Origin of the sequence: Caballeronia sp. NCF2 (genome assembly GCF_023631205.1) — a bacterium.
In the GTDB taxonomy this organism is placed as follows: Bacteria; Pseudomonadota; Gammaproteobacteria; order Burkholderiales; family Burkholderiaceae; genus Caballeronia; species Caballeronia zhejiangensis.
Genome location: NZ_JALQDN010000050.1, coordinates 146,828 through 169,570 on the forward strand (window position 1 = coordinate 146,828; position 22,743 = coordinate 169,570).

General features: G+C 64.6%; 22 protein-coding genes. 17 read left to right on the plus strand and 5 right to left on the minus strand.

Annotation, left to right across the window (positions count from 1 at the left end; all coding sequences use genetic code 11):
• Positions 1–303, minus strand: a complete 303-nt coding sequence (locus tag NCS02_RS17090) for an EF-hand domain-containing protein (protein ID WP_008353431.1) — start codon at positions 301–303, stop codon at positions 1–3.
• Between the two features lie 259 nt (positions 304–562).
• Between NCS02_RS17090 and NCS02_RS17095 the strand changes: the two genes are divergently transcribed.
• From NCS02_RS17095 to NCS02_RS17140, 10 genes are all read left to right on the plus strand, one after another.
• Positions 563–913 carry a hypothetical protein gene (locus NCS02_RS17095; protein ID WP_250502953.1) on the plus strand — a complete coding sequence of 117 codons (351 nt, stop codon included), beginning with the start codon at positions 563–565 and terminating at the stop codon, positions 911–913.
• A 118-nt stretch (positions 914–1,031) separates the two neighbouring features.
• Positions 1,032–1,313: a DUF3303 domain-containing protein gene (locus tag NCS02_RS17100; protein ID WP_008353429.1), complete on the plus strand. Its 282-nt coding sequence runs from the start codon at positions 1,032–1,034 to the stop codon at positions 1,311–1,313.
• A 176-nt stretch (positions 1,314–1,489) separates the two neighbouring features.
• Positions 1,490–2,326 (plus strand): 3-oxoadipate:acetyl-CoA acetyltransferase, encoded by an 837-nt coding sequence (locus NCS02_RS17105; protein ID WP_250502954.1) that lies wholly within the window; start codon positions 1,490–1,492, stop codon positions 2,324–2,326.
• Between the two features lie 229 nt (positions 2,327–2,555).
• Positions 2,556–3,248, plus strand: coding sequence for a FadR/GntR family transcriptional regulator (locus NCS02_RS17110; protein ID WP_250502955.1), 693 nt, complete (start codon positions 2,556–2,558; stop codon positions 3,246–3,248).
• Positions 3,249–3,381: 133 nt separating this feature from the next.
• The gene (locus tag NCS02_RS17115; RefSeq protein ID WP_250502956.1) at positions 3,382–4,332 is read left to right on the plus strand and encodes a dihydrodipicolinate synthase family protein; all 951 of its coding nucleotides are present in this window, start codon (positions 3,382–3,384) and stop codon (positions 4,330–4,332) included.
• A gap of 313 nt (positions 4,333–4,645) precedes the next feature.
• Positions 4,646–5,818, plus strand: a complete 1,173-nt coding sequence (locus NCS02_RS17120) for an ABC transporter substrate-binding protein (protein ID WP_008353424.1) — start codon at positions 4,646–4,648, stop codon at positions 5,816–5,818.
• A gap of 80 nt (positions 5,819–5,898) precedes the next feature.
• Positions 5,899–6,975, plus strand: coding sequence for an ABC transporter ATP-binding protein (locus NCS02_RS17125; RefSeq protein WP_008353423.1), 1,077 nt, complete (start codon positions 5,899–5,901; stop codon positions 6,973–6,975).
• Positions 6,972–7,835: an ABC transporter permease gene (locus tag NCS02_RS17130; RefSeq protein WP_175979312.1), complete on the plus strand. Its 864-nt coding sequence runs from the start codon at positions 6,972–6,974 to the stop codon at positions 7,833–7,835. Before NCS02_RS17125 ends, NCS02_RS17130 begins: the two co-directional genes overlap by 4 nt.
• Complete coding sequence (locus tag NCS02_RS17135; RefSeq protein WP_033536134.1) at positions 7,835–8,743, plus strand: ABC transporter permease; 909 nt, start codon at positions 7,835–7,837, stop codon at positions 8,741–8,743. The genes NCS02_RS17130 and NCS02_RS17135 overlap by 1 nt, the downstream gene beginning before the upstream one ends.
• Positions 8,740–9,675: an aldose epimerase family protein gene (locus NCS02_RS17140; protein WP_250502957.1), complete on the plus strand. Its 936-nt coding sequence runs from the start codon at positions 8,740–8,742 to the stop codon at positions 9,673–9,675. Before NCS02_RS17135 ends, NCS02_RS17140 begins: the two co-directional genes overlap by 4 nt.
• Positions 9,676–9,786: 111 nt before the next feature.
• Here the strand turns inward: NCS02_RS17140 and NCS02_RS17145 are convergent, their stop codons facing one another.
• On the minus strand, positions 9,787–10,239 hold the full coding sequence (locus tag NCS02_RS17145) for a response regulator (protein WP_008353416.1): 453 nt from the start codon (positions 10,237–10,239) through the stop codon (positions 9,787–9,789).
• A gap of 195 nt (positions 10,240–10,434) precedes the next feature.
• Between NCS02_RS17145 and NCS02_RS17150 the strand changes: the two genes are divergently transcribed.
• Together NCS02_RS17150 and NCS02_RS17155 are read left to right on the plus strand one after the other, a co-directional pair.
• The gene (locus NCS02_RS17150) at positions 10,435–11,130 is read left to right on the plus strand and encodes a response regulator transcription factor (protein ID WP_033536135.1); all 696 of its coding nucleotides are present in this window, start codon (positions 10,435–10,437) and stop codon (positions 11,128–11,130) included.
• Between the two features lie 145 nt (positions 11,131–11,275).
• The gene (locus NCS02_RS17155) at positions 11,276–11,797 is read left to right on the plus strand and encodes a hypothetical protein (RefSeq protein ID WP_250502958.1); all 522 of its coding nucleotides are present in this window, start codon (positions 11,276–11,278) and stop codon (positions 11,795–11,797) included.
• Positions 11,798–11,813: 16 nt separating this feature from the next.
• On the opposite strand, the gene NCS02_RS17160 is transcribed toward NCS02_RS17155, so the two are convergent.
• Entirely contained in the window at positions 11,814–12,170 is a 357-nt protein-coding gene (locus NCS02_RS17160) for a hypothetical protein (protein WP_250502959.1), read from the minus strand.
• A 411-nt stretch (positions 12,171–12,581) separates the two neighbouring features.
• Here NCS02_RS17160 and mprF point away from each other — a divergent pair, with 411 nt between their 5' ends.
• Both mprF and NCS02_RS17170 read left to right on the plus strand, forming a co-directional pair.
• The gene (gene mprF / locus NCS02_RS17165) at positions 12,582–15,176 is read left to right on the plus strand and encodes a bifunctional lysylphosphatidylglycerol flippase/synthetase MprF (RefSeq protein ID WP_250502960.1); all 2,595 of its coding nucleotides are present in this window, start codon (positions 12,582–12,584) and stop codon (positions 15,174–15,176) included.
• Positions 15,173–16,468 (plus strand): virulence factor family protein, encoded by a 1,296-nt coding sequence (locus NCS02_RS17170; RefSeq protein ID WP_250435742.1) that lies wholly within the window; start codon positions 15,173–15,175, stop codon positions 16,466–16,468. The genes mprF and NCS02_RS17170 overlap by 4 nt, the downstream gene beginning before the upstream one ends.
• Before the next feature lie 18 nt (positions 16,469–16,486).
• Here the strand turns inward: NCS02_RS17170 and NCS02_RS17175 are convergent, their stop codons facing one another.
• Positions 16,487–16,996, minus strand: a complete 510-nt coding sequence (locus NCS02_RS17175) for a DUF1993 domain-containing protein (protein ID WP_008353409.1) — start codon at positions 16,994–16,996, stop codon at positions 16,487–16,489.
• 92 nt (positions 16,997–17,088) lie between these two features.
• Entirely contained in the window at positions 17,089–17,274 is a 186-nt protein-coding gene (locus NCS02_RS17180) for an oxidoreductase-like domain-containing protein (RefSeq protein WP_372492483.1), read from the minus strand.
• Between the two features lie 142 nt (positions 17,275–17,416).
• Here NCS02_RS17180 and NCS02_RS17185 point away from each other — a divergent pair, with 142 nt between their 5' ends.
• From NCS02_RS17185 to NCS02_RS17195, 3 genes are all read left to right on the plus strand, one after another.
• Entirely contained in the window at positions 17,417–19,867 is a 2,451-nt protein-coding gene (locus NCS02_RS17185; protein ID WP_250502961.1) for a penicillin acylase family protein, read from the plus strand.
• Positions 19,868–19,965: 98 nt separating this feature from the next.
• A complete protein-coding gene (locus NCS02_RS17190; protein ID WP_034471776.1) occupies positions 19,966–21,435 on the plus strand; it encodes a M20 family metallopeptidase in 1,470 nt (489 codons plus the stop codon).
• 179 nt (positions 21,436–21,614) lie between these two features.
• Positions 21,615–22,724 carry a malate/lactate/ureidoglycolate dehydrogenase gene (locus tag NCS02_RS17195; protein ID WP_008353401.1) on the plus strand — a complete coding sequence of 370 codons (1,110 nt, stop codon included), beginning with the start codon at positions 21,615–21,617 and terminating at the stop codon, positions 22,722–22,724.
• Positions 22,725–22,743 lie beyond the last annotated feature (19 nt).

The following is a 22,743-nucleotide window of genomic DNA, read 5'->3' on the forward strand; positions in this document are numbered from 1 at the left end:
TCAGCGTTGCGCGGCGTGCTCGTGCATGAAGGCTTCGATTTGCGGCAGCGTGACGTAGCCGTTCTTCTGCGTGTCGATTTCGTCGAAGTGCTTGGCGACCATCGGCATGCCCGTGGATGCCTGCTCGCGCGTGAGCTTGCCGTCGTGCGTGGTGTTGGCGCTCGAAAAGCGCGTCTGCAACTGGCCGAGCACGTGTTCGAGGCGCGGGCTCGCGCCCATCGGCTGCGTAGCGGTCTGCGCGAACGCCGCGCCCGACGTGGCGCACGCCGCGCATGCCGCAAGGATGACAAGAATCTTTCGCATGGCTCTCTCCCCTGATTCGCTACGGATGAACGTCGACGGTGATGCCATTCTATTGAGCCGCGCCGCGAACGCAATCTTGGGGATGCTACGAATCATGTCGCCGTATTTCGCGTTCGATGCCGCGCATTCGCGCCGACATCCCGCGACATAAGTTACGACTCACGCATCGGGCAGGGCTTCGCTATCGTTCTCATCGCCGGCAGTTGCATTTCTTTGTTGCTGCCGTATTCAACGTCTCCCGATGCATGAGGACTTCAACATGAATTGCCGTTTGCTCAGCGTTTCCGCCGTTGCCGCCATCAGCCTGACCTGCGCGAAGACCGCATCGGCTGGAACGAGCGCGCAGGTTTCCTACGTCGCGCCCGCCGTCGTTTACGCGCCGCCGCCGCGTCCCGTGTACTGCTACGCGCCGCCGCCGAGGCCGCCGTATTACTACGTGCCCGCGCGCACGATCGTCGTCGAGCCGGCGTTCGCGCCGGTGGTGGTCGCCGCGCCGCCGCCTCCGCCGCCGCAGCCTGCCGTCATCGTGACGCCGTATGGAGTTGCGCCTGCCGTCAGAGTGACTTACGCGCAGCCGGTGCTCGCGACGCCCGTCGTCGTCATGCATTGATCAATGCGATCCACGGCCGCCTCCTATACTGGATGAACCGCATGGGCGCAACTGCCGATGCGGCGGCGAGCCCGGCGCGTCGCGCCGTTTCATGGCGTTCCAACAGGAGGATCGAGCCATGCTATTCATCGTCAACTGGACTGCGCAACCCGAGGCCGAACGACTCGCGGCCGAGCGATTCCTGCAAACTCGCGGCGCGCCGCCCGACGGCATTCATCTGCTGGGCCGCTGGCATGCGATCGGTTCGATCTGGGGTATCGCCGTGTGCGAATGCGACAACGTCGAGCCGCTCGCGCAATGGGCGCACGAATGGGCCGATTTGTTCATGTTCGACATCAAGCCGGCGATCACGGACGAGCAGGTCGGAAAAATGCTCGCCGAGTATGCGCAGCGACAGTAGCGGGGCAAGCGGCCCGATTCGTCGTACGAACGCGCGTCGAGAGCTTAGGGTTTGCGTGGCTTGCAGCGGCACGGAGAATGCCTCAACATCACAAATGTACTAGTTAGTTCAAATTTGAGCGCCATATACGATCTCCGCGAAGTTGTTTCAAGCATGGCGCCGTCAAGGAGCGAAGCGTGACCCAATCCCCTACGAAAGAACCTTGCGTCATATCGGTTGCGATCACCGGTTCGGTGCCGCGCAAGAAAGACAATCCCGCCGTGCCGATCACGATTGCCGAGCAGATCGAAAGCACGCACGAGGCGTATGAAGCGGGCGCGACGCTCGTGCATCTGCATGTGCGCGACGAGGATGAGCGATCGAGCTCGGACCGGCACAGGTTCGCGGAATTGCAGGAAGGCATCCGCAAGCATTGCCCTGACATCATCATCCAGTTCTCGACGGGCGGGCGCGGGCGTTCGTTCGAGCAGCGCGGCGCGATGCTGGACTTGAAGCCTGACATGGCGTCGCTCGCGACGGGATCGGTCAACTTTCCGACGATCGTCTACGAGAATCCGCCCGATTTCGTGCGCTCGCTCGCGCAGACGATGCTCGATCACAACGTGAAGCCCGAGATCGAGATCTTCGATCTGGCGATGCTCTATAGCACCGTCGATCTCGTGAATCAGGGTTTGTTGAAATCGCCTGTGCACGTTCAGTTCGTGCTCGGCGTGAAGAACGCATTGCCCGCGCGACGCGAGATTCTCGAGTTCGAGGTCGAGCAGTTGAAGAAGAATCTGCCGGATGCCACGTGGACGGCTGCGGGCATCGGGCGCCATCAGCTCGAAGTGAATCATTGGACGTTGCAATTGGGCGGACATTGCCGAACGGGACTCGAAGACAACGTGCGCTGGGACAAGGACACGCTCGCGAAGAGCAATGCGCAACTCGTGAGCCGGGTGGCGTCGTTATGCGCGGAGTACGGTCGGCCGGTGGCGACGGCGACGGAAGCGAGGAAGCTGTTGTCGATCTGAATTTCGATGGCGATGGCCGAAGCGCGCTTGCGGGAGACCGCGGGCGCGTTTTTGTTTACGCTGCGCAATATCGCTTCGCATGCCGAAATGTCATTCAAGGCTCGCACTTCGCGTGCGGCGAAGTACTGAGCATGGGACAGGCGGCTTGCGGTGCCTCGCGCGAAAAATCTGCCTGACAAAATCTGCCTTACAATCGGTCTCCACCCTGACAAGCACGTCACGCGCGAACATGAACGAGCGTAAGTCATCCGGCCTCGCCGACCGGATTTATAGCGACATCCTCAACAGCATCATCGAAGGCGAGTTCAAGGAGGGCGACCGGCTCCTCACCGAACACGCGCTCGCGGAACGATTCGCCACCTCGCGTCCGACCGTGCGCGAGGCGCTCGCGCGGTTGCGCGCAGACGGCATCATCGTGACGCGGCGCGGATCGGGAACGATCGTGGGTCGCCGCCCCGATCCCGACGTGCGCCGCTTCGCTCCGCTGGAAACGCTATCCGACATTCGTCGCTGCTACGAATTTCGCGTGGTGACGGAGTCGGGCGCGGCGGAACTGGCCGCCGTCAAGGCCGAGGAGCAAGACATCCGCGCGATTCAGGACGCGTGGGACCAGCTCGAACGCGTCGTCGAAACGCAGGAGGGCATCGGCGCGAAAGACGATTTCGCGTTTCATCTCGCGGTCGCGCGAGCGTCTAAAAATCAGTTCTTCATCACCGTGCTGTCGTTCATCGAAGAACAGGTCGAAGTCAGCATGAACCTGTCACGCAACCTGTCGTACGTGAAGACGCTCGAACGCCAGCGTCTCGTTCAGAGAGAGCATCGCGAAATCCTTGAAGCGATCCGCGCGCACGATTCCGCCCGAGCCGGGCAAGCGATGAAGGCGCACCTCGAGAACGCGGTCGAGCGCATGTTCGGTGAATAATTTCGACCCGACAGTTGTCACACAACCTTAGCCAACTTGCGATAAACTGGCTCCCTCCCGGCAAAGTTGTTTGACAACTTTTACCCGCCTTGCTACCTTCTGCGGACCTTTTCCGTCGATTCAGCGAGGCGTCATGAATACCGATCCCATCGTCGTCAGCGAGTTTTCCGCATCCGTCATGGCGGTGCCGCCGCTGGCGCGTCGCCCGGATTATTCGCTCGATCCCGAAGCCAACCGCAGGCTGATCGCTCATATCGAGGCCGGCGGCGTGTCCACGCTGCTTTACGGCGGCAACGCGAATCTGTACCACGTCGCCGTCAGCGAGTTCCGGGAGTTGCTTGACATGCTGGCCGAGTCGGCTGGCCCGCGGACTCGCGTCATTCCGGCCATCGGCCCTGACTACGGGAAGATGCTCGATCAGGCGCGCATCCTCGCGCAGACGGGCTACCGCACCGCGATGATCCTGCCGCTCGCGGGTTTCACCACGCCGGAGGGCGTCGCGCACGGCCTCAGACGTCTTGCCGATGTGGCCGGCATGCCGTTCACGCTCTATATCAAGAGCGAGAGTTACATCGACGTGGACGGGCTTGCCGGCCTCGTCGATGACGGCACGCTGCTCGCGGTGAAATACGCGATTCAGCGGGCCAATCCAGCGGACGACGGCTATCTGCGGCGCTTGCTCGAAAGCGTGCCGGCGTCGAAGGTCGTGTCGGGCATGGGCGAGCGCCCCGCGCTGGTTCACACGCGCGACTTCGGTCTCGCGTCATGGACGACCGGCTCGGGATGCATCGCGCCGCACGCAGTGATGGCGCTGCTGCGCGCGGCAAAAGCAGGCGGCACCGGGGCCGATTCCATCTACGAGCACTTTATGCCGCTCGAAACCCTTCGCGACGAAGTCTCGCTGATCCGCGTTCTGCACGACGCCGTGACCTTATCGGGCATCGCCGACATGGGCCCGATACTGCCGTTGCTGAGCGCGTCGCCCGAAGCTGCGTTGCCGGCCATCGAACGTGAAGCGCGCGCGCTGCTCGCATTCGATGAAACCCTCCGCGTTTCCGGGAAACGTGCAGGAAACCCCAGTTAAACAAAGGTTAAAGCGGGAGGTAACAAGCGCTCGGGGTATATCCCGAGGCGGCTTGCAAAGCGCTATCGGCAGAGGAAAAAAGCCGGTTCGGCTGTTTCGGTAACAGCATCGGCGGGTTGCGATTTGCTTGACATCCTATAACCTCGTTAGCTATTTTTCAGCATCCAAGCCGCAACGAGGACGCACGCGCACGATAGACACGCAAGAATCAGAACGAAGTACAAACAGGCCGGCGATCAACACAATCGACAACATCGACGATCCGACCGGACCTCTTCCCGACCAGCGGTTGCGAGAGAAGTGAGGAGACAACATGGCTTTCAAGGCAGGACTGTCAGTGAAACTGGCGGCGATTTGCGTCGCCGTGAGCGCGGCTTTCGGCACGAGCGCGGCCCACGCGGCCGATCCCGTGTCGATCAACATCGTCGACGTTGCAGGCAATCTGCAACTGACGCAAAAGGGCTTCGAGGCGTTCAAGGCCAAGTATCCGGACCTCGTGTCCAGCATCACGTTCACGAATGCGCCGGCGCCGCAACTGCCGGGCAAGATCAAGGCGATGCAGGCGGCGGGGCGCTCGGACATCGACCTCGTCGTGACGGGCACCGACGCGCTCGCGGCCGGCATTCAGCAAGGTCTGTGGGAGAAGCTTCTGCCCGACAACGCCAAGGCATTCCCCGGCGTGCTCGACAAGTACGCGCCCGGTCCGCGCAAGATGCAGGACATCGCGCAGGGCTACGGTCTGGAAGTGACGTACATGCCAGCGGGTCCGCTGCTCGAATACAACCCGGCCAAAGTCACCGATGTCCCCAAGACGCCGGATCAACTGCTCGCGTGGTGCAAGGCGCATCCGAACAAGCTGATCTACGCGCGTCCGGCCAACTCCGGTCCGGGCCGCACCTTCCTGATGGGCCTGCCGTACGTGCTCGGCGACAAGGACCCGATGGACCCGATCAACGGCTGGGACAAGACCTGGGCGTTCCTCAAGCAACTGAACGACTGCATTCCGTACTACCCGGGCGGCACGTCGGCCGTGATGAAGGAGCTGGGTGAAGGCACGCGCGACATGACCGTCACCGTGACGGGCTGGGACATCAATCCGCGCGCGCTCGGCATCGTGCCGGCGGAATTCAAGGTCGGCGCATTCGACAACATGACGTGGGTCAACGACGCCCATTACATGGTGATTCCGAAAGGCGTGCCGAAGGAAAAGCTCGACGTGCTCTACAAGCTGATGAACTTCATGCTCGAGCCGGCGCAGCAGGCGCTGACATATGACGATGGCTATTTCTATCCGGGCCCGGCGGTGAAGGACGTGCCGCTCTCGATGGCGCCCGCGAAGAGCCAGGAAGTCATCCAGAAGTTCGGCCGTCCGGAATACGCGAAGCTCCTCGCCGACCGTCCGCACGTACTGCCGCTGAACGCGCAGGCGATGGTCGCCGCGTTCCAAAAATGGGACCGCGAAATCGGCGCGGCGAAGACGAAGTAAGTCGACGTATCGGTGTGATGAGACGGCGACGTTCCTCGCGAGGAGCGTCGCCGCTTGTACAAAAAAGCGCAGGAAATGTCATGAAGCACACTTTTGAGCAGTTGCGCCTCGACTCGGTCTCGCGCAGCTTCACCAACGCCGAAGGTCAGCAACTCGCGGCGTTGAAGGGACTCGATCTGAACATCCAGCGCGGCGAGTTCATCGCGCTGCTCGGACCGTCGGGCTGCGGCAAGTCGACCGCGCTGAACTGCATCGCCGGATTGCAGCCGTTGACCGGCGGCGGCATCTGGCTCGACGACAAACGTATCGACGTGCTGCCGCCCGAAAAGCGCGGCTTCGGCATGGTCTTTCAGAACTACGCGCTCTTTCCGCACATGTCGGTGCTGGACAACGTCGGTTTCGGATTGAAGATGCGCGGGGTATCCAAGGCCGAAGCGACGAAGCGGGCGAAAGCCGCGTTGCAACTCGTGCAACTGATCGGCCACGACGCCAAGCTGCCCGGTCAGCTTTCCGGCGGCCAGCAACAGCGCGTGGCGATCGCGCGCGCGATCGTCATCGAACCGCCGCTCGTTTTGATGGACGAGCCGCTCTCTAACCTCGACACCAAGTTGCGCATCGAAATGCGCGCCGAGATTCGCCGCATCCACGGCAAACTGGAGCGCGCGACGATCTACGTCACGCACGATCAGGACGAAGCGCTCTCGATGGCCGATCGCATCGTCGTGATGAAAGAGGGCGTCGTGCAGCAGGTCGCGTCGCCGAAGGAAGTCTATTCGCGTCCGAAGAACCTGCACGTCGCGCGGTTCATGGGCTTTCGCAATGTCGTGCAGGCGACGCTCGAAGGCACGCAGGGCGATTGCGTCGCGGTGAACGCGAACGGCGTCAGGCTGCTCGGCACGCCGATGGAAGGCTTCGACAGCAAGCGCGTTGCGGTCGCGCTGCGTCCGGAAGACATGGAGCGCGTCGCGCCCGGCACGGAAAACGCGTTCGACGCGCACGTCGAAGTCGTCGAGTACGGCGGACGCGATTCGCTCATCATCATCGATACGGCGTTCGGCAAGCTCTGGGCGCGCATCGCGGGCGAATGCAGCGAAGGCGAGCGCATCACGCTGCGCGTCGCGCCTTCGAAGACGCTCGTGTACGGAGAAGAAAAATGATCGCGCTTCCCGCGCAGCGCGATCCGAAGGGCTGGCTCGTAGCGCCCGCGCTCATCTTCATTCTCGCGCTGTTCATCTATCCGTTCGCCTACGGGCTGATGCTGTCGTTCAATCCGATGAACGGCGGCGGCATATGGGCGAACTACGTCACGTTCTTCACCGATTCGTCGATGTGGCCGACGATCATCGTCACGCTCAAGCTCGCCGTGCCCGCGACGATCATCAACGTCGGCGTATCGGTGCCCGTCGCGTTCGCGCTGCGCCGCACGTCGCCGTGGCAGAAGTTCGCGACGACGCTGCTCGTCGTGCCGGTGACGCTCGGCACCGTGCTGATCGCCGACGGCATGCTCACGTACTTCAGTCCGAACGGCTGGTTCCCGCAGGCGTTGCAGGCGCTGCATCTCTACGGCGATGAAGTGCGTCTCACGCACAACTACTGGGGCGTGCTGATTTCGCTGATCGTGTCGGGATTCCCGTTCGCGTTTCTGCTGACGCTTTCGTACGTGACCGGCATCGATCCGACGCTCGCGCGCGCGGCGGCCACGCTCGGCGCGAATCCGTGGCAGCAGTTCCGTCAGATCTATCTGCCCTTGCTGTTGCCCGGCCTCACGATGACCGCGTGTCTCTCGTTCGTGCAGGCGTTCTCGGTGTTTCCGTCGGCGGTGCTGCTCGGCGCGCCGGCCGGCCCGACGCGCGTGATCTCGATCGCCGCATCGGAGGCTGCGTTCGAAAACTACGACTACGCGCTCGCATCGACCATCGCGATCGTGATGGGCTTCGTGCAGTTGCTCGTGGTCGGCGGCATGCTCGGCGCGCGCCGCTTCTTCTATACGGGTCCGGTGACGGGAGGCAAGGGATAATGACGACCGATAACCGCGCGGCGTCCGGCTGGCAGGCCGGCGCCCCGACTCGAAGCACGGGCAAACAGATGAAACAGCAAGCGAGCCTGCGCGCCAGGCTATGGAAGTTCTTCGTCTGGACGACGATGGCCTTCTTCCTCGTCAACGTGCTGCTGCTGATCGCGACGGTCGCCGTGAATTCGGTGGCGACGCGCTGGTTCGGCACGCTGCTGCCGCAAGGCTTCACGCTGCACTGGTACGCGCAGGCGTGGAGCGACTTCCAGCTTTCGAGCGTGCTGCTCGTGACGCTCGAAGTGGTCGGCGCGGTCGTGCTGCTGTCGATCGCGCTCGGCGTGCCCGCCGCGTATGCGCTCGCCCGCGTGCAATTCCCCGGCAAGCGTTTCGCGATGCTCGTCTTCCTGCTGCCGCTGATGGTGCCGCCCGTGACCTACGGCATCCCGATGGCGACGGTCATGTACAAGTTCCATCTCGCGGGCACGCTGACCGGCGTGATCCTCGCGAACCTGGTGCCTGCGCTGCCGTTCGTCATTCTCGTGATGACACCGTTCATCGAGCAGATCGATCCGAATCTGGAATCGGCCGCGCGCATCTTCGGCGCGAACACGGCGAAGTATTTCCGCTACGTGCTGCTGCCGCTGCTCGTGCCGGGCATGCTGGCTGCCGGCTTGCTGGTGCTGGTGCGGACCATCGGCATGTTCGAGCTGACGTTCTTCACCGCCGGTCCGACGACGCAGACGCTCGTCGTCGCGCTGTACTACGCGGTGTTCTCGACGGGCGTGCGCGCGCCGCAGTCCATCGACGCGATGGCGATGATCTACATGGCCATCACGATGATCTGGGTGCTGATCGCGTTGCAGTTCGTGAGCCCGACGCAGCTCGTGTCGCGCGTGAAGGAACAGAAGCAGTGACGAAATTTCGTGCAGTTGGAGAGCTGAACGCGGAACCGCGCCTGAGTATCGCGAGCGGGCCGCATGTGATCGAAATCGCGCCGATGGCGGGCGGGCGCATCACGCGCTTCGCCACGCGGGATGCGCGCGGATTGCATGACTGGCTCGCGCCGGTGACAGTCGCGAGCTGGTCTTGCGATGCGTGGCCCAAGGGCGGCAGCTATCCGCTCGTGCCGTTTTCGAATCGCGTGCGCGATGCGCGTTTTCCCGCGCCGGACGGTTCCGTCGTCGAACTGGCGACGTTTCCAAGCATGACGCACGCATTGCATGGATTCGGCCAGTACGCGGCGTGGAGCGTCGAGTTGCACGAGGCGGATTGCGTCGTGATGCGTTACACGCACGGCGAGGGCGAGCACGGCTGGCCGTGGGCGTTCGAGGCCGTGCAACTGATCGAGGCCAATGCGGATGGCGCGCGGCTGTCGATGCGTGTCGCGAACCGGTCGTCGAGCCCGATGCCGGTCGGCCTCGGTTTTCATCCGTATTTCGTCGCGCTGGAAGCCGAACTCCATACGACGACGCATTGGCGTCACGAAGCCGAAATCGCGATCGAGCCGACGGACGAACGTCCCGCGCTTCTCCACCAACGCGAGACGGAAGGGTACACGCGCTATCTGAGCGGCTGGGACGGCCGTGCGACGCTGCATTACGCCGACGGCCGCACGCTCGGATTGATCGCCGACGACGCGCTCGGTCACGTCGTCGTGCATTGTCCGGCCGGGGCGGGTTATCTGTGCGTCGAACCGGTGTCGCACGTGAGCGACGGCTTCAATCTCGCGGCGCAGGGCTTGCGCGGGACGGGCATCGCCGTCATCGAGCCAGGTAGTGAAATACAGGCGTCGCTCTCGATGGCAGCCGGCGCGAACCCGGCCCGGCACGACGGCGCCGCCGCCTGACGCGCGCTTCGACACAGGCGCGCTCGCGGACCGCGCGGCAGCGCGATGCGTTCGCGGGCAGCACGCCCCCGACGATGCAAATATCCGTGTTCATGGCGCACCTCCATCGACTCAGCGCGTGAGCGGCATCGAAAAGAACGATTCGACGAGATCGACGATGCGCCACGTCGCGCAAGGCCGGCGGCAATGGGCGTCGAAACCGGCGTCCTTGAGCGTCTGCACCGGATCGGCGGGCCACACGTTGCTCATCGCGACGAGCAGGCGGCCGGTGACATCGCCGTCCGTACTCAACGTGCGCAGAAAGACGTAGCCGGATTCGTTGTCAAGGCTCGTGTCGAGAAGCAGCGCGTGCGGATGCCAGCTATTGACCAGCGCGCGCACCGACTTCAGATCCTGCGAAAGGATGACCTGCAAGCCTTTGAGCCGAAGTTGCACGGCGAGCGAATCGCCGATCGACTTGTCCTTGTGGGCGATCAGCACACGGCGCGATGCGTCTCCGGTACGCGCCCGCTTGATGCGCCACAATGCGAATTCGCTTTCGCTGGCGGCCAGACGGCTTGACATCTCATCCTCCATTCTCGTTTTGGGTTACGTGGTGATTCGACTGCGTTCAGTTTCGGCCGAACGTGGCGGTCGCTAAACCCGGCGCGGGAGGGGAACGCAGGAGATTTTGGGAGACTGCCGAATGTATCCCTGCGAAAGGAGGGTGGAAGTCGGGCAAGGCGCGCGTAATATCGGAACCGTTCTCGGAGCGTCGCAATGGAAAATGGCTATTTCAAAACTGTGTTGCTAGTAGAGGACGAAGGGCTCACCAGGAGCGCGATGAAAAGCCTGATCCTGGCGAACGAGCCTTTGCTCGAAATCGACGAAGCCGATGGAGTCGAGCAGGCGAAAGCCAAGCTTTCCGCCAATACCTACGATCTGATGTTTCTCGACTACCACTTGCGCGGCCAGGCGACCGGCATGGATCTGCTCAACTGGATCCGCGAAGAAGAACGCGAGGTCCAGACGATCATGCTGTCGGCGCAGGATGACCGCGACACGGTGCTCGAATGCATCAAGAACGGCGCGTGCGGATTCATCTCGAAGGGCAGCGAGCAGGGCGCGGGCGTGTTTCGCGAGGCGCTGAAAACGATCCTGAACGGGCGCGTCTATTTGCCGAATACGGTGCTGGGCAAGGGCGGCCACAGCCCGAAGCCGGTTTCGCCGCACGCGGGCGTGACGATCGAATCGCTCGAACTGCCGCCGCGCCTGACCGAGACGCTGCGCTATCTGCTGCAAGGGCTGTCGAACAAGGCGATCGCGCGAAAGATGAACATCAGCGAAAACACCGCGAAGGAATATTCGAGCGATCTGCTCGCGCGCTTTCACGTCACGCGGCGAACGTTTCTAATCGTCGAAATGGCGCGGCGCGGGATCGAAATGCCGATGAGCAATACGTCGTCGGCCTCCTGAGCCTCCCGTTTCTCTTCCTCGACGCGGGCGCACCGAAAGGGCGTCCGCGTCGTCTTTTTTTCATCGGTCCGATGAATCATCCCGGGGATGGTAAGGTAGAGCCCGGACTAAATTTGAGATGGGGTCAGCGTAGGTGATTCGCAGGATGACGTTCACGAAAATGCAAGGCGCCGGCACGGCATTCACGGTGACAGCGGCGCTGCTTCTTGGCGCATGTGCGCCGCTTCCGCAGCAGAACGACACGGACGCGGCCGCGGCGGCATCGGCGGCATCGGCCGCGCAAGCGGCTCAGGCGGCGGTCAAGGCGCCCGTCGCGCCGGCCCCGCCGGGGGAAAGGCGCATCATGGTCGGCACCGCGAACGGCTATCACCTGATGCTCAAGACGACGCAGCCATCGCAAGTCTGCGACGACAACGCGTTCGCCGACGGCGTGCGCTACGGCTATGCGCTGACATGGAACCGGCTCGTCAGCGAAGACGTGCGCAACGGCGGCAAGGCGAAGCGCAAGTTCGACGCATCGGCCGTTCATTCCCAGGACGATCAATACAAGATCCAGTGGGAAGGAAAGGAGCGCGTCAACGCGTGCGCGTCGGATGGTTATCTGATCGGGCGTGTCGTCGGGACGCATCTCGCCGGCGTCGACATGCGCAACGGCAAGCCCTCCTGAAGCGCGGAAACCGGGGTTAATCGCAGGTGTGCGTCGCGGTGACGTAGCGGCCGGCCGCCGCGATGTCGCCGTAGATCGTGTAGCCCGTGCCGTTCGCCGACGCCTGCGCGATGACGAGCACCAGTGACTGGCTCGTCAGGCCGCCGCTGGGCACGGAGACGGCCAGCGTGTCGGAGCTCGGCGAGTATTCGCGCACGCGCGGCGCGATCGGCGTCCATTTTTCCTTCACGCAGCGGACGAACTCGTACGGCTTGTACTGCGACGTGCCCGACCCGAACGGGACGGTCTTGAGCAGGGCGTCGTCGGTCGAAACGCAGGCGCTCAGGGCGCACGCGCCGATGGCGGCGAACAAGATCGATGTGGTTTTTCTCATGATTCCGATGCCTTTTTCTGTAGTATCCGCTTAAGCTACCGACCCGCGTCTATTCGATGCCCGACAAGCTTCACGGCCGTCGATCCTAACCGTTTCCCTGACAAACCGTAAAGCATGGGCGACCGCTCGTTCGTGCCGGTCGCGCTGTCCGGAACTCCGCGCCAGATCTGAAAGCAAGCTTTCGATCCGTAGTTTTCCCAATATTGGTCAAGTCGGGTCAACCATGGCCGTTATATAGGCGTTTCACACGTTGAAGCCTTTTGTATGGCGCGAGCGCGGGCGGCGGGAGCCGAAATGGCGCTCTCCGTCCGCGCGAAGTCCCGGCAATGCGTGGACCCCGATAACCTTGACGTACCGTTGCCGTCGTCGATTCGCTGACGAAACGCAGCGTGAGCCAGTTTCATAGAACGCATGTCTCGCACAAAGTTGCTCGCCCGGCTTCGCGCCATTTCCCCGATCGGACGTTCGTCCGGCGGCGTCGATCTTCAGCGGCTCGCCGCGCCCGTGCTCACGGTCGTCATCTGCGTGCTGCTGCTCGTCGTCTTCCAGCATCTTTCGCGCTCGGTCGATTACAAGTCGGTCATGCACTCGCTGCGCATGATGACGGCGCAAGCGTGGTTCGCCGCGCTGTTCGCCACCGCGCTCAGCTTCGCCGCGCTCGTCGGGCGTGACGCCGTGGGGCTGCGTCACATCGGCGTCGCGGTGCCGCGGTCTTTGCTGTGGGTCGGCGCGACGGTCGGTTCGGCGCTCGGCAACGTGACCGGTTTCGGCGCGCTGACGGGCGGCGCCGTGCGTTGCCGCGTGTACGGCGCGGCCGATGTCACGCCCGCGCAAGTCGGCCGTCTGACGATTTTCACGAGCATCACGCTCGCGCTGTCCCTCGCGTTCATGGCCGCCGCCGGCATGGTGTTCGGCGCGGAGACGCTCTCCGGCATGATGCACCTGCCGCCGGCCGCGTTGCGCGCGACCGGCGCGGCGCTGCTCGCCGTTTTCGCCGCGATGGTCATCGTCTGCGGCCGCGAGCCGCGCACTTTGCACTCGCGCTGGAAGTGGCTGTCGTTCACCGTGCCGGCGCGCCGCGATTTCGTCGCGCAGGCCGCGCTCGCCGTCGTCGACGTGTTCGGCGCCGGACTCGCGCTCTGGGCGCTCCTGCCGAATCCCCAGGTCGGCTTCGGCGAATTCATGACGGTCTTCTCGGCGGCGATGCTGCTCGGCATGATCGGCCATACGCCGGGCGGCGTCGGCGTGTTCGAGGCGGCGATGGTCTTCGCGCTCGGCGGCAGCGCACAGACGCCGGACGTCGTCGCCGCGCTGCTCGCGTATCGCGCGATCTACTTCGGCTTGCCGCTGATCCTGTCGGCCGGCGTCATGGCCGCCTTCGAAGGCCGCGCGCTGAAAGGCCGCTTCAATTTTCTGAGCCCGCATCACGTTTCGCAGCTTGCGCCGTTGTTCCTGTCGATCGTCACGTTCGCGGCAGGCTCGATGCTCGTCATCTCGGGCGCGACGCCCGCGTTCAAGATGCGTATCGCGCTGTTGCAGACCATCGTGCCGCTTTGGGTGCTGGAAAGCTCGCAACTGCTCGGCTCGGTGCTCGGCGTGCTGCTGCTGTTCGTCGCGCGCGGTCTCATGCGCCGCCTCGACGCCGCCTGGTGGCTCGCGCTGATTCTCGCGGTGGCCAACCTCGCGCTGTCGCTCGCGAAAGGTCTCGCGTTCGTCGAAGTGGGCGTGCTCGCGTTTCTCGTCGTGCTGCTCGTCCTGACGCGCGAGCGCTTCAATCGCCGTTCATCGCTCTTCGCCGAGCGTTTCACCGCGACGTGGCTCATTTCGATCGGCGTCGTGATGGCGCTCGCCGTGTGGATCATGTTCTTCGCCTTCCGCGACGTGCCTTATAGCCGCGATCTCTGGTGGCAGTTCGCATTCGACGAGCGCGCCCCGCGTGCGCTGCGCGCGACGCTCGCGGCGGCGCTGTTCGCGTCCGCGTTCGCGGTGTGGCAACTGCTGCGCCCGGCGGCGGGCCGCTTCGTGAAGCCCGCGCCGCAGGATCTCGCCGATGCCGCACGCATCCTGCGCGCGCAGGAACGCAGCGACGCCGGCCTCGCGATGATGGGTGACAAGAGCTTCCTCTTCTCCGAGTCGCGCGAAGCCTTTCTGATGTACGCGAAACACGGCCGCACGTGGGCCGCGCTGCACGATCCGGTCGGTCCGCGCCGCGAGTGGGCCGAACTGATCCGCAAGTTCGTCGAGCTCGCGCACGCGCACAACGGCCGCGCGGCGTTCTATCAGGTGCGCGCCGATGCGCTGCCGCTCTATCTCGACGCCGGCCTCACGCTGATGAAGCTCGGCGAGGAAGCGCATGTCGCTCTGTCCGACTTCGATCTGAAGGGCTCGCATCGCTCGCATTTGCGCTATGCGATCAAACGGGGCGAGCGCGACGGTCTGGACACCGAAGTCATCGGACCGGAGCGCATCGGAGCAAGCATGCCGATGTTGCGCGCCATCTCCGACGACTGGCTCGGCAGCCGCTCGGCGCGCGAGAAGAGCTTCTCGGTCGCGGCGTTCAACGAGGAATACCTCGCGGCGCAGTCGGTGCTGCTCGTGCGCCAGCAGGGCGAGCCGGTCGCGTTCGTCACTTTCATGACGACCGACATGAACACCGAAGCGACCGTCGGTGTGATGCGCCATGTTTCGGCCGCGTCACCCTATGCGATGGAATATCTCTTCACCAAGCTCGCGCTGCATCTGAAGGAAGCGGGTTTCAAGTCGCTGTCGCTCGGCATTGCGCCGCTGTCGGGCATGGAGCCGACGCCGCTCGCATCGCCGTGGCATCGGATGGCCGGACTGGTGTGGCGCTTCGGCGGCCGTTTCTACAACTTCCGCGGTCTGCGCGGATTCAAAAGCAAGTTCCAGCCGCGCTGGGAGCCGCGCTATCTGGCGGCGTCCGGCTCGGTCGGCGTATTTTTCACTTTGGCGGATCTTTCGCTCCTCGCGGGCGGCTGGCGTTCATGAAATTCCTTTGCAAGAAAGCGGCGGCGCTCGTGGTGGCCGCCGTCTGTGGTGTGTCCGTGACGGGTATGGCGCATGCCGCCGAGTCGATCTCCGGCGGACGTTACGGTCAGGTCCAACTCACGAAGCCTGCGGGCGACATGACCGGCTTCGTCGTGCTGTTTTCCGAGAAGAGCGGCTGGACGCCGGCCGATCAGCAGGCCGCCGACGCGCTCGCTGCCAAGGGCGCGATGGTCATCGGCGTCGACACGCCGCGCTATGCCGCGCGCCTCGCCGCCGACAAGACCGAGAAGTCCTGCCACAACCTCGTCGGCGATGCGGAAAACATGAGCCATCAGCTCGAACGCACCGTTCAGTCGAATCGATATTTTTCGCCGATTCTCGTCGGCACCGGGCAGGGCGCGATGGTCGCGGAAAGCGCGCTGAAGCAGGCGCCGGACAACACCGTCGCGGGCGCGGTCTCGCTTGCGGCCGACCCGATGCTCGACCCGCGTTTCAATCCGTGCGCGCCGGATGCGACCATCATCCACGCAAAGGGTTTGCCGGGCTTCTTCGAATACACGGCCGTGCTGGAAGCGAACCGCTCGAAGGCCGACGCGCTCGTCGCGATGACGGCGCCGCGTCTGAAAAAAGCCGGGCGTCCGACCGAGAACGATGTCTCCGATCTCCCGCTGATCGAACTGCGCGCCGCGCAACCGACCGACTTGCTGGCGATCGTGATTTCCGGCGACGGCGGCTGGCGCGATCTCGACAAAACGATGGCGCTGGCGCTGCAACGCGATGGCGTGTCGGTGATCGGCGTCGACTCGCTGCGTTACTTCTGGAGCGAGAAGTCGCCGCAGCAAACCGCCGACGATTTGGCGCGAATCATCCGCACGTACAACGCGCGCTGGCATACGAGCCATGTCGCGCTCGTCGGCTATTCGTTCGGCGCGGACGTGATGCCGTTCGCGTACAACCGTCTGCCGGACGCAGTCCGCGCGCAGGTGTCGTATATCTCGCTGATGGGCTTCGCGCCCGACGCCGACTTCCAGATTCGCGTGACGGGCTGGCTCGGCATGAAGGCGAGCGACAAGGCGCTGAAGGTGCGGCCGGAATTCGACAAACTGCCGCCATCGATGGTGCAGTGCATCTACGGCGCGAACGAAGAAGACACGCTGTGTCCCGCGCTGACGAAGACGGGCATCGAAGTGGTGAAGCTGCCGGGCGATCATCACTTCGGCGGCGACTACGATGTGCTCGCGCGGCGGATTCTCGCGGGCTGGCGCAAGCAGATCGCGGCGCGGCAGCAATAACGCAGCGCCGCGACCGGCTTACTTGAGCGGGCCGAGATAATCCCGCTTGCCGATCGGCGCGCCGAGATGGCGCAGGATGTCGTGGGTCGTGACGACGTGGAAATAGAAGTTCGGCAAGCCGAAGCCGAACAGATAATCGTCGCCTGAGAACGAAGGCGAGAAATCCGGGAACTTCAGCGTGACGGTGCGCGTTTCGCAGCCGGCGAGCGAAGCCTTGTCGATGCTCTTCAGGAACGCGATCGTCTTCTCGATGCGCGCCTGCAGCGCCGGAAAGCTGTCCTCGTTGTCCTCGAAGCGCGGCGCCTCGATGCCCGCGAGACGCGCCGCCGAGAGCTTCGCCGTGTCGCTCGCGCGCTGGATCTGCGCGGCGAGCGGCAGCATGTCGGGCGCGAGGCGCGCGTTGATCACATCGGCGTGAGCGAGGCCTTTTTCATCGGCGAAGGCGGCGCCTTTCTTCAGCAGGTCCGCACAGACTTCGAGTCCGCGAATGAAGACCGGAATCGATGCGCGATACATCGTGAGGGACATGGGTTGCGCTCCTTGAGGTTCGGATTCGACAGCGACAGGGGTCACAAGCATAGCGCCGCGCCCGGTTGCCTGCTCGAATCGGCCGGAGTCACTCACGAACGGGAAGCCTGCGCATGCCGCGCTTCCCACGCGCGCACGTCGGCCTCGTAGCGCTCCAGCGCTTCCCTGTACAACTCGAACACGCACTGATTGCAGCCGCTGCGGCAGCAGTCTTCCGGCAGCGGACGCTCGGGCGGCGTCGGGCGAGGATCGTCGGCGGGGCGGGATGGATCGTTCATCGCTTCATTGTGCATCGGCTTCGCTGAGCGGACGCGGGCGGCTAGACTTTGGCTGCGGCGCGCGTCATGCGCAATGCGATACTGCGCGCGGGGCGGCGATTGCGCCCCGTCATCACGTCGATCGGATCGAGGAACTCACGCGATGAATCAGATCGTCAGCCTTGCGATCTCCGCTGCGCTCGCGAGCGCTTTGCTTGGCGGCTGCGCGGCGCCCGGCCAGCAGCCGGAGTCCGGCGCTCAAACGGCTTGGCACGCCGAAATCCGCCGCACGCAGGACGGCATTCCGCATATCCGAGCGGCCGATTGGGGCAGCCTCGGCTTCGGTTTCGGCTACGCGCAGGCGCAGGACAATCTCTGCACGCTCGCCGATGGCTTCGTCACGTATCGCGGCGAGCGCTCGGCGTATTTCGGCGCGGATGCAGGCCCGACGTCGGCGGCGACGTTCGGTCAGCCGCGCAACATCGACGCCGATTTCTTCTTTCGTCTGGTCGGCGATCAGGCGGCCGTCGAGCGTTACCGTGCGGCGCAATCGCCCGAATTGCGCGATCTCATCGACGGCTTCGCGAACGGCTACGACCGCTATCTCGACGACCTCAACGCCGGCAAATTTCCCGAGGCACATGCGGCGTGCCGGGGCAAGCCGTGGGTCGACAAGATCAGCGCCGACGATATCTACCTGCGTCTGATCGCGGCGAATCTCGCGGGCGGCTCGGCGCGTTTCGTGACGCCGATCGCGTTGGCGCATCCGCCGAAACCGGGCGCGGCGGCCCCGCGCGGCGACAACGCCGACGCCGACACCGCGCGGACCGCGCTCGATTCGCTGCGGTTTCCGATCGGCGAAAATCCGGGCATCGGCAGCAATGCGCTCGCGTTCGGCGCGCAGATCACGCGCGACCGGCGCAGCATCCTGTTCGGCAATCCGCACTGGTTCTGGCGCGGCCCGGACCGTTTCTATCAGGCGCAACTGACGATTCCCGGCCAGATGAACGTCGCGGGCGTGTCCTTTCTCGGCGTGCCGCTGATCGTCCTCGGCTTCAACGAAAACATCGCGTGGACGCATACGGTGTCGAGCGCGCGGCGTTTCGGCATCTTTCAGTTGACGCTCGATCCCGCCGATCCGACGCGCTATCTCGTCGATGGCCAGAGCGAAGCGATGACGCCCGTGCCGCTCACCGTGCGCGCGCGCCGCGCCGACGGCACGTATGAGTCCGTGTCGCGCACGCTGTACAGGACGCGCTTCGGGCCGGTCGTCGATCTGTCCGCGATGGCGCAAGGCCTCGGCTGGACCGCGCAAACCGCCTTCGCGATCGCGGACGTGAACGCCGACAACACGCGCGCCTTTCAGAACTTCTTCGCGTGGAATCAGGCGCGCTCGCTCGCCGATTTCATGGCGATCCAGAAGCGCTACGCCGGCATGCCGTGGGTCAACACGTTCGCGATCGGTCGCGACGACGTGCGCGTCTGGTTCGCGGACATCGGCCCGATCCCGAACGTGCCTGACGCGCTCGCGCAATCGTGCACGCCGCCCGCCGGACGCGCGTTCGCGGCCCGCGCGCCGGGCGTGCCGTTCCTCGACGGCTCGAAAAGCGCGTGCGCGTGGCGCGTCGATGCGACGAGCGCGCAGCCGGGCGCGTTGCCGCTGGAGCAACTGCCGAGCGCCGTGCGCGGCGACTACGTCGGCAACTTCAACGACAGCTACTGGCTCACCAATGCGAATGCGCCGATGTCTGGCTATCCGCGTATTGCGGGCGCGGCGCGCGTCGAACAATCGCTGCGCACGCGCTACGGCCATCTGCTCGCGGCGCGTCTGCAGCGCGAACGCGGCGGCGTGACGCGCGAGGCGCTCGAATCGGCGGTGCTCGAGACGCACTCGATGTCCGAGCGGCTGTTCCGCCGGCCGCTGCTCGACGCCGTGTGCACGGTGAATGAAGCGGGCGGGCCGCTGCACGAAGCCTGCGAGGTGTTGCGCAAGTGGAACGGCACGGCGGATATCGACGCGCGCGGCGCGAACCTGTGGGACGAGTTCTGGCAGCGCGCGATGCAGATCGCGCCCGAGCGCCTGTACGAATCCGGCTTCGATCCGAACAAGCCGCTCGCGACGCCGGGCGGCTTCAACATCGACAATCCTGCCGTCGTGCAGGACTTGCGTCAGGCGCTGGGCGGCGCGGCGCTCGCGCTGAAGCTGAACGGCTTCGCGCTCGATTCGCGGCGCGGCGACATCCTCTACACGACGCGCAACGGCGCGCGCGTGCCGCTTTACGGCGGCTGCGACGAAGCGGGCTATTTCACGATCGTCTGCGCGCGGCGTCCGCTCGATCCCAAGGGCTATCCGATGGACTCAAGCGGCCAGGGCGACAGCTACGTGCAAGTCGTCACCTTCGGCGAAAACGGCGTCGAAGCCGACACGATGCTGTCGCACTCCGAATCGGACGATCCGGCATCGCCCCATTCGGGCGACGCGACGCGCGCGTTCGCGGCGAAACGCTGGGCGCGCTTTCCCTTCACCGAACAGTCGATCGACTCCGATCCGGCGGTGACGCGCGTTGTCGTTTCGGGAACGCGCGACGGAGGGCCGGGCGCGCCGAAACGTTGAAAAAAGTCGCGGAAAACGTGCGCGCGCGGCGCGGCGGCGGTCGAACCGCGGGCAAATCGCGTCTATTATGGAAGTTTGCCTCGGAGGGAAACACGGTCATGACTATCGGCGACAGCACGCATCACGACGAAGCGGTACGGCTCGATTCCGTCGCGCTGCGGGATTTCGTGGATCGCAAATGGAATGACGAAATCGTGCCCGCGCTGACGGACTACATCGCCGTGCCCGCGAAAAGCCCGATGTTCGACAGCGACTGGGCGCGTCACGGCTTCATCGAACGCGTGGTCACGGACGCCGTCGACTGGATCAGAACGCAGCCGGTCAAAGGCCTGAAGGTCGAAATCGTCCGCTTGCCGGAGCGCACGCCGGTCATTTTCTTCGAAGCCCCCGCCACGCGCTCGGGCAGCACCGAAACGGTCGTCCTGTATGGCCATTTGGACAAGCAGCCGGAATTCGAAGGCTGGCGCAGCGATCTCGGTCCGTGGACGCCCAAGCTCGAAGACGACAAACTGTACGGCCGCGGCGGCGCCGACGACGGCTACGCGACCTACGCGAGCATCACCGCGCTGGCGGCGCTGGATGCGCAGGGCGTCGAGCGTCCGCGTTGCGTGGGTATCATCGAGACGTGCGAGGAATCGGGCAGCTACGATCTTTTGCCGTATATCGATGCCTTGCGCGACCGGCTCGGCGATGTCGGCCTCGTGATCTGTCTCGATTCGGGCGCGGGCAATTACGATCAGCTCTGGCTCACGACGTCCCTGCGCGGCCTCGTCGCCGGCGATCTCGAAGTGCAGGTGCTGGACGAGGGCATTCACTCGGGCGGCTATGGCGGCATCGCGCCGTCGGCATTTCGAATCTTGCGGCAACTGTTCGAGCGCCTCGAAGATTCGAGCACCGGCAATCTGCTGCCGGAAAGTTTTCATTGCCCGATTCCGATGCTGCGCCGGCGCGAAGCCGAAATGACCGCGCGCATTCTCGGCGACGATGTCTGGAAGAAGCTGCCGTGGGCGTGCGGCGCCGATGGCGGCAGCGTTCTGCCCACGACGACCGATCCGCGCGAGGCACTGCTCAATTCGACCTGGCGGCCGTCGCTCACGGTGACGGGCGCGTCGGGCCTGCCGCCGCTGGCCGATGCCGGCAACGTACTTGCGCCGCGCACGGCGTTCAAGCTGTCGCTGCGCTTGCCGCCGCTCGTCGACGCTGCCAGTGCGATCGTCCGCCTGCAGCGGCTGCTCGAAATGGATCCGCCGTACAACGCCAAGGTGACGTTCAAGCCCGAAGCGGGCGCGGCGACGGGCTGGAATGCGCCGGATCTCGCGCCGTGGCTGCGCTCGTCGCTGAATGAGGCGTCGAAACGGCACTTCGGCGCGGATGTCGCATACATCGGGCAGGGCGGCACGATTCCGCTGATGAATACGCTCAAGGAAGGCTTCCCGCGCTCGCAATTCATGGTGTGCGGCGTGCTCGGTCCGAAATCGAACGCGCACGGTCCGAACGAATTCCTGCACGTGCCGTACGCGAAGAAGCTGACGGCGTCGGTGGCCGAGGTCATCGCGGCAGCGCCCTGAGGCCGGGCGGCCGAACTTCTGTCTGGAGAAAGCCCGGTTCGTCCGGGCTTTTTTTCGGCCGATTTCAGCGATTTCGTAAAAACAAAGTGGTAAGGCCAGTTGATCGTCTGTAAAGTGATAATCCGCGCGCATCTCGAAAAGCAGAGCGCGAGCCATCAACTATGGAGACGAGTGTCGCAATGAATGCATCCCCCACGTCCACCCCATCCGCCACTGAACGGCGCATCGCCGCCGACACGCTGCACGCGTACGTCCGCGCCATCTGGGAGTCGGCAGGCAGCGCGCCGCGCGAGGCGGAACTGGTCGCGGATCACCTCGTGATGTCGAACCTTTCGGGCCACGATTCCCACGGCGTCGGCATGATCCCGCGCTATGTCGCGTCGCTCTCCGAAGGTCAGTTGCAGCTCAACACGCACGCCGAAATCGTGCGCGATGCGGGCGCGGTGCTGACCGTCGACGGCCGCAAGGGCTTCGGTCAGGTCGTCGCCTACGAGGCGATGGAGCACGGCATCGAGCGCGCGAAGAAGCTCGGCGTATGCGCGGTCGGCTTGCGCAACGCGCACCACATCGGGCGTATCGGCCACTGGGCGGAACAGTGCGCGAAGGCCGGACTCGTATCGTTCCACTTCGTGAACGTGGCGGGCGATCCGCTCGTCGCGCCCTTCGGCGGCATCGACCGGCGCTTCGGCACCAATCCGTTCTGCGCAGCCTATCCGCGCGACGGCAAGAGCCCGCTCGTGCTCGATTTCGCGACGGCGGGCATCGCGTACGGCAAGACGCGCGTCGCCTACAACAAGGGCGTAAAGGTCGCGCCGGGCATGTTGCTCGATCATGAGGGCAAGCCGACGATCGAGCCGAAGGTGATGCACGAGGAGCCGTTCGGCTCCCTCACCGCGTTCGGCCTGCACAAGGGTTCGGGCCTGGCCGCGCTGTGCGAGATCTTCGGCGGCGCGCTCTCGGGCGGCTACACGACGCACGAAGAGACGCTGGAGAAATCGAGTGCGATCATCAACTGCATGACTTCGGTGATCGTCGATCCGAACGCGTTCGATGCGCCCGCCGCGCAAGCAGAGGCCGAAGCGTTCCTCGAATGGATGAAGGCGTCGCCGCGCGCGGAAGGCGTCGATGCGATCTACGCGCCGGGCGAGCCGGAAGAGGCGCGTCGTGCGGACCGCGGCGCGAACGGCATCGCAATCGATCCGACGACGTGGCAGCAAATCCGCGATTCGGCGACGAAATCGGGCATGCCGGAAGCGGAAATCGAAAAGTTCGCGGCCGCGCTGCAGTAATTGCGCGAAGCGGTAGGCG

Coding starts and splice junctions, on each gene's coding strand:
- NCS02_RS17115 (WP_250502956.1), top strand. CDS start 3,382: ATGAATACCGATCCCATCGTCGTCAGCGAGTTTTCCGCATCCGTCATG.
- NCS02_RS17135 (WP_033536134.1), top strand. CDS start 7,835: ATGACGACCGATAACCGCGCGGCGTCCGGCTGGCAGGCCGGCGCCCCG.
- NCS02_RS17150 (WP_033536135.1), top strand. CDS start 10,435: ATGGAAAATGGCTATTTCAAAACTGTGTTGCTAGTAGAGGACGAAGGG.
- NCS02_RS17095 (WP_250502953.1), top strand. CDS start 563: ATGAATTGCCGTTTGCTCAGCGTTTCCGCCGTTGCCGCCATCAGCCTG.
- NCS02_RS17185 (WP_250502961.1), top strand. CDS start 17,417: ATGAATCAGATCGTCAGCCTTGCGATCTCCGCTGCGCTCGCGAGCGCT.
- NCS02_RS17125 (WP_008353423.1), top strand. CDS start 5,899: ATGAAGCACACTTTTGAGCAGTTGCGCCTCGACTCGGTCTCGCGCAGC.
- NCS02_RS17090 (WP_008353431.1), bottom strand. CDS start 303: ATGCGAAAGATTCTTGTCATCCTTGCGGCATGCGCGGCGTGCGCCACG.
- NCS02_RS17170 (WP_250435742.1), top strand. CDS start 15,173: ATGAAATTCCTTTGCAAGAAAGCGGCGGCGCTCGTGGTGGCCGCCGTC.
- NCS02_RS17180 (WP_372492483.1), bottom strand. CDS start 17,274: ATGAACGATCCATCCCGCCCCGCCGACGATCCTCGCCCGACGCCGCCC.
- mprF (WP_250502960.1), top strand. CDS start 12,582: ATGTCTCGCACAAAGTTGCTCGCCCGGCTTCGCGCCATTTCCCCGATC.
- NCS02_RS17130 (WP_175979312.1), top strand. CDS start 6,972: ATGATCGCGCTTCCCGCGCAGCGCGATCCGAAGGGCTGGCTCGTAGCG.
- NCS02_RS17100 (WP_008353429.1), top strand. CDS start 1,032: ATGCTATTCATCGTCAACTGGACTGCGCAACCCGAGGCCGAACGACTC.
- NCS02_RS17155 (WP_250502958.1), top strand. CDS start 11,276: ATGACGTTCACGAAAATGCAAGGCGCCGGCACGGCATTCACGGTGACA.
- NCS02_RS17190 (WP_034471776.1), top strand. CDS start 19,966: ATGACTATCGGCGACAGCACGCATCACGACGAAGCGGTACGGCTCGAT.
- NCS02_RS17110 (WP_250502955.1), top strand. CDS start 2,556: ATGAACGAGCGTAAGTCATCCGGCCTCGCCGACCGGATTTATAGCGAC.
- NCS02_RS17175 (WP_008353409.1), bottom strand. CDS start 16,996: ATGTCCCTCACGATGTATCGCGCATCGATTCCGGTCTTCATTCGCGGA.
- NCS02_RS17195 (WP_008353401.1), top strand. CDS start 21,615: ATGAATGCATCCCCCACGTCCACCCCATCCGCCACTGAACGGCGCATC.
- NCS02_RS17120 (WP_008353424.1), top strand. CDS start 4,646: ATGGCTTTCAAGGCAGGACTGTCAGTGAAACTGGCGGCGATTTGCGTC.
- NCS02_RS17145 (WP_008353416.1), bottom strand. CDS start 10,239: ATGTCAAGCCGTCTGGCCGCCAGCGAAAGCGAATTCGCATTGTGGCGC.
- NCS02_RS17160 (WP_250502959.1), bottom strand. CDS start 12,170: ATGAGAAAAACCACATCGATCTTGTTCGCCGCCATCGGCGCGTGCGCC.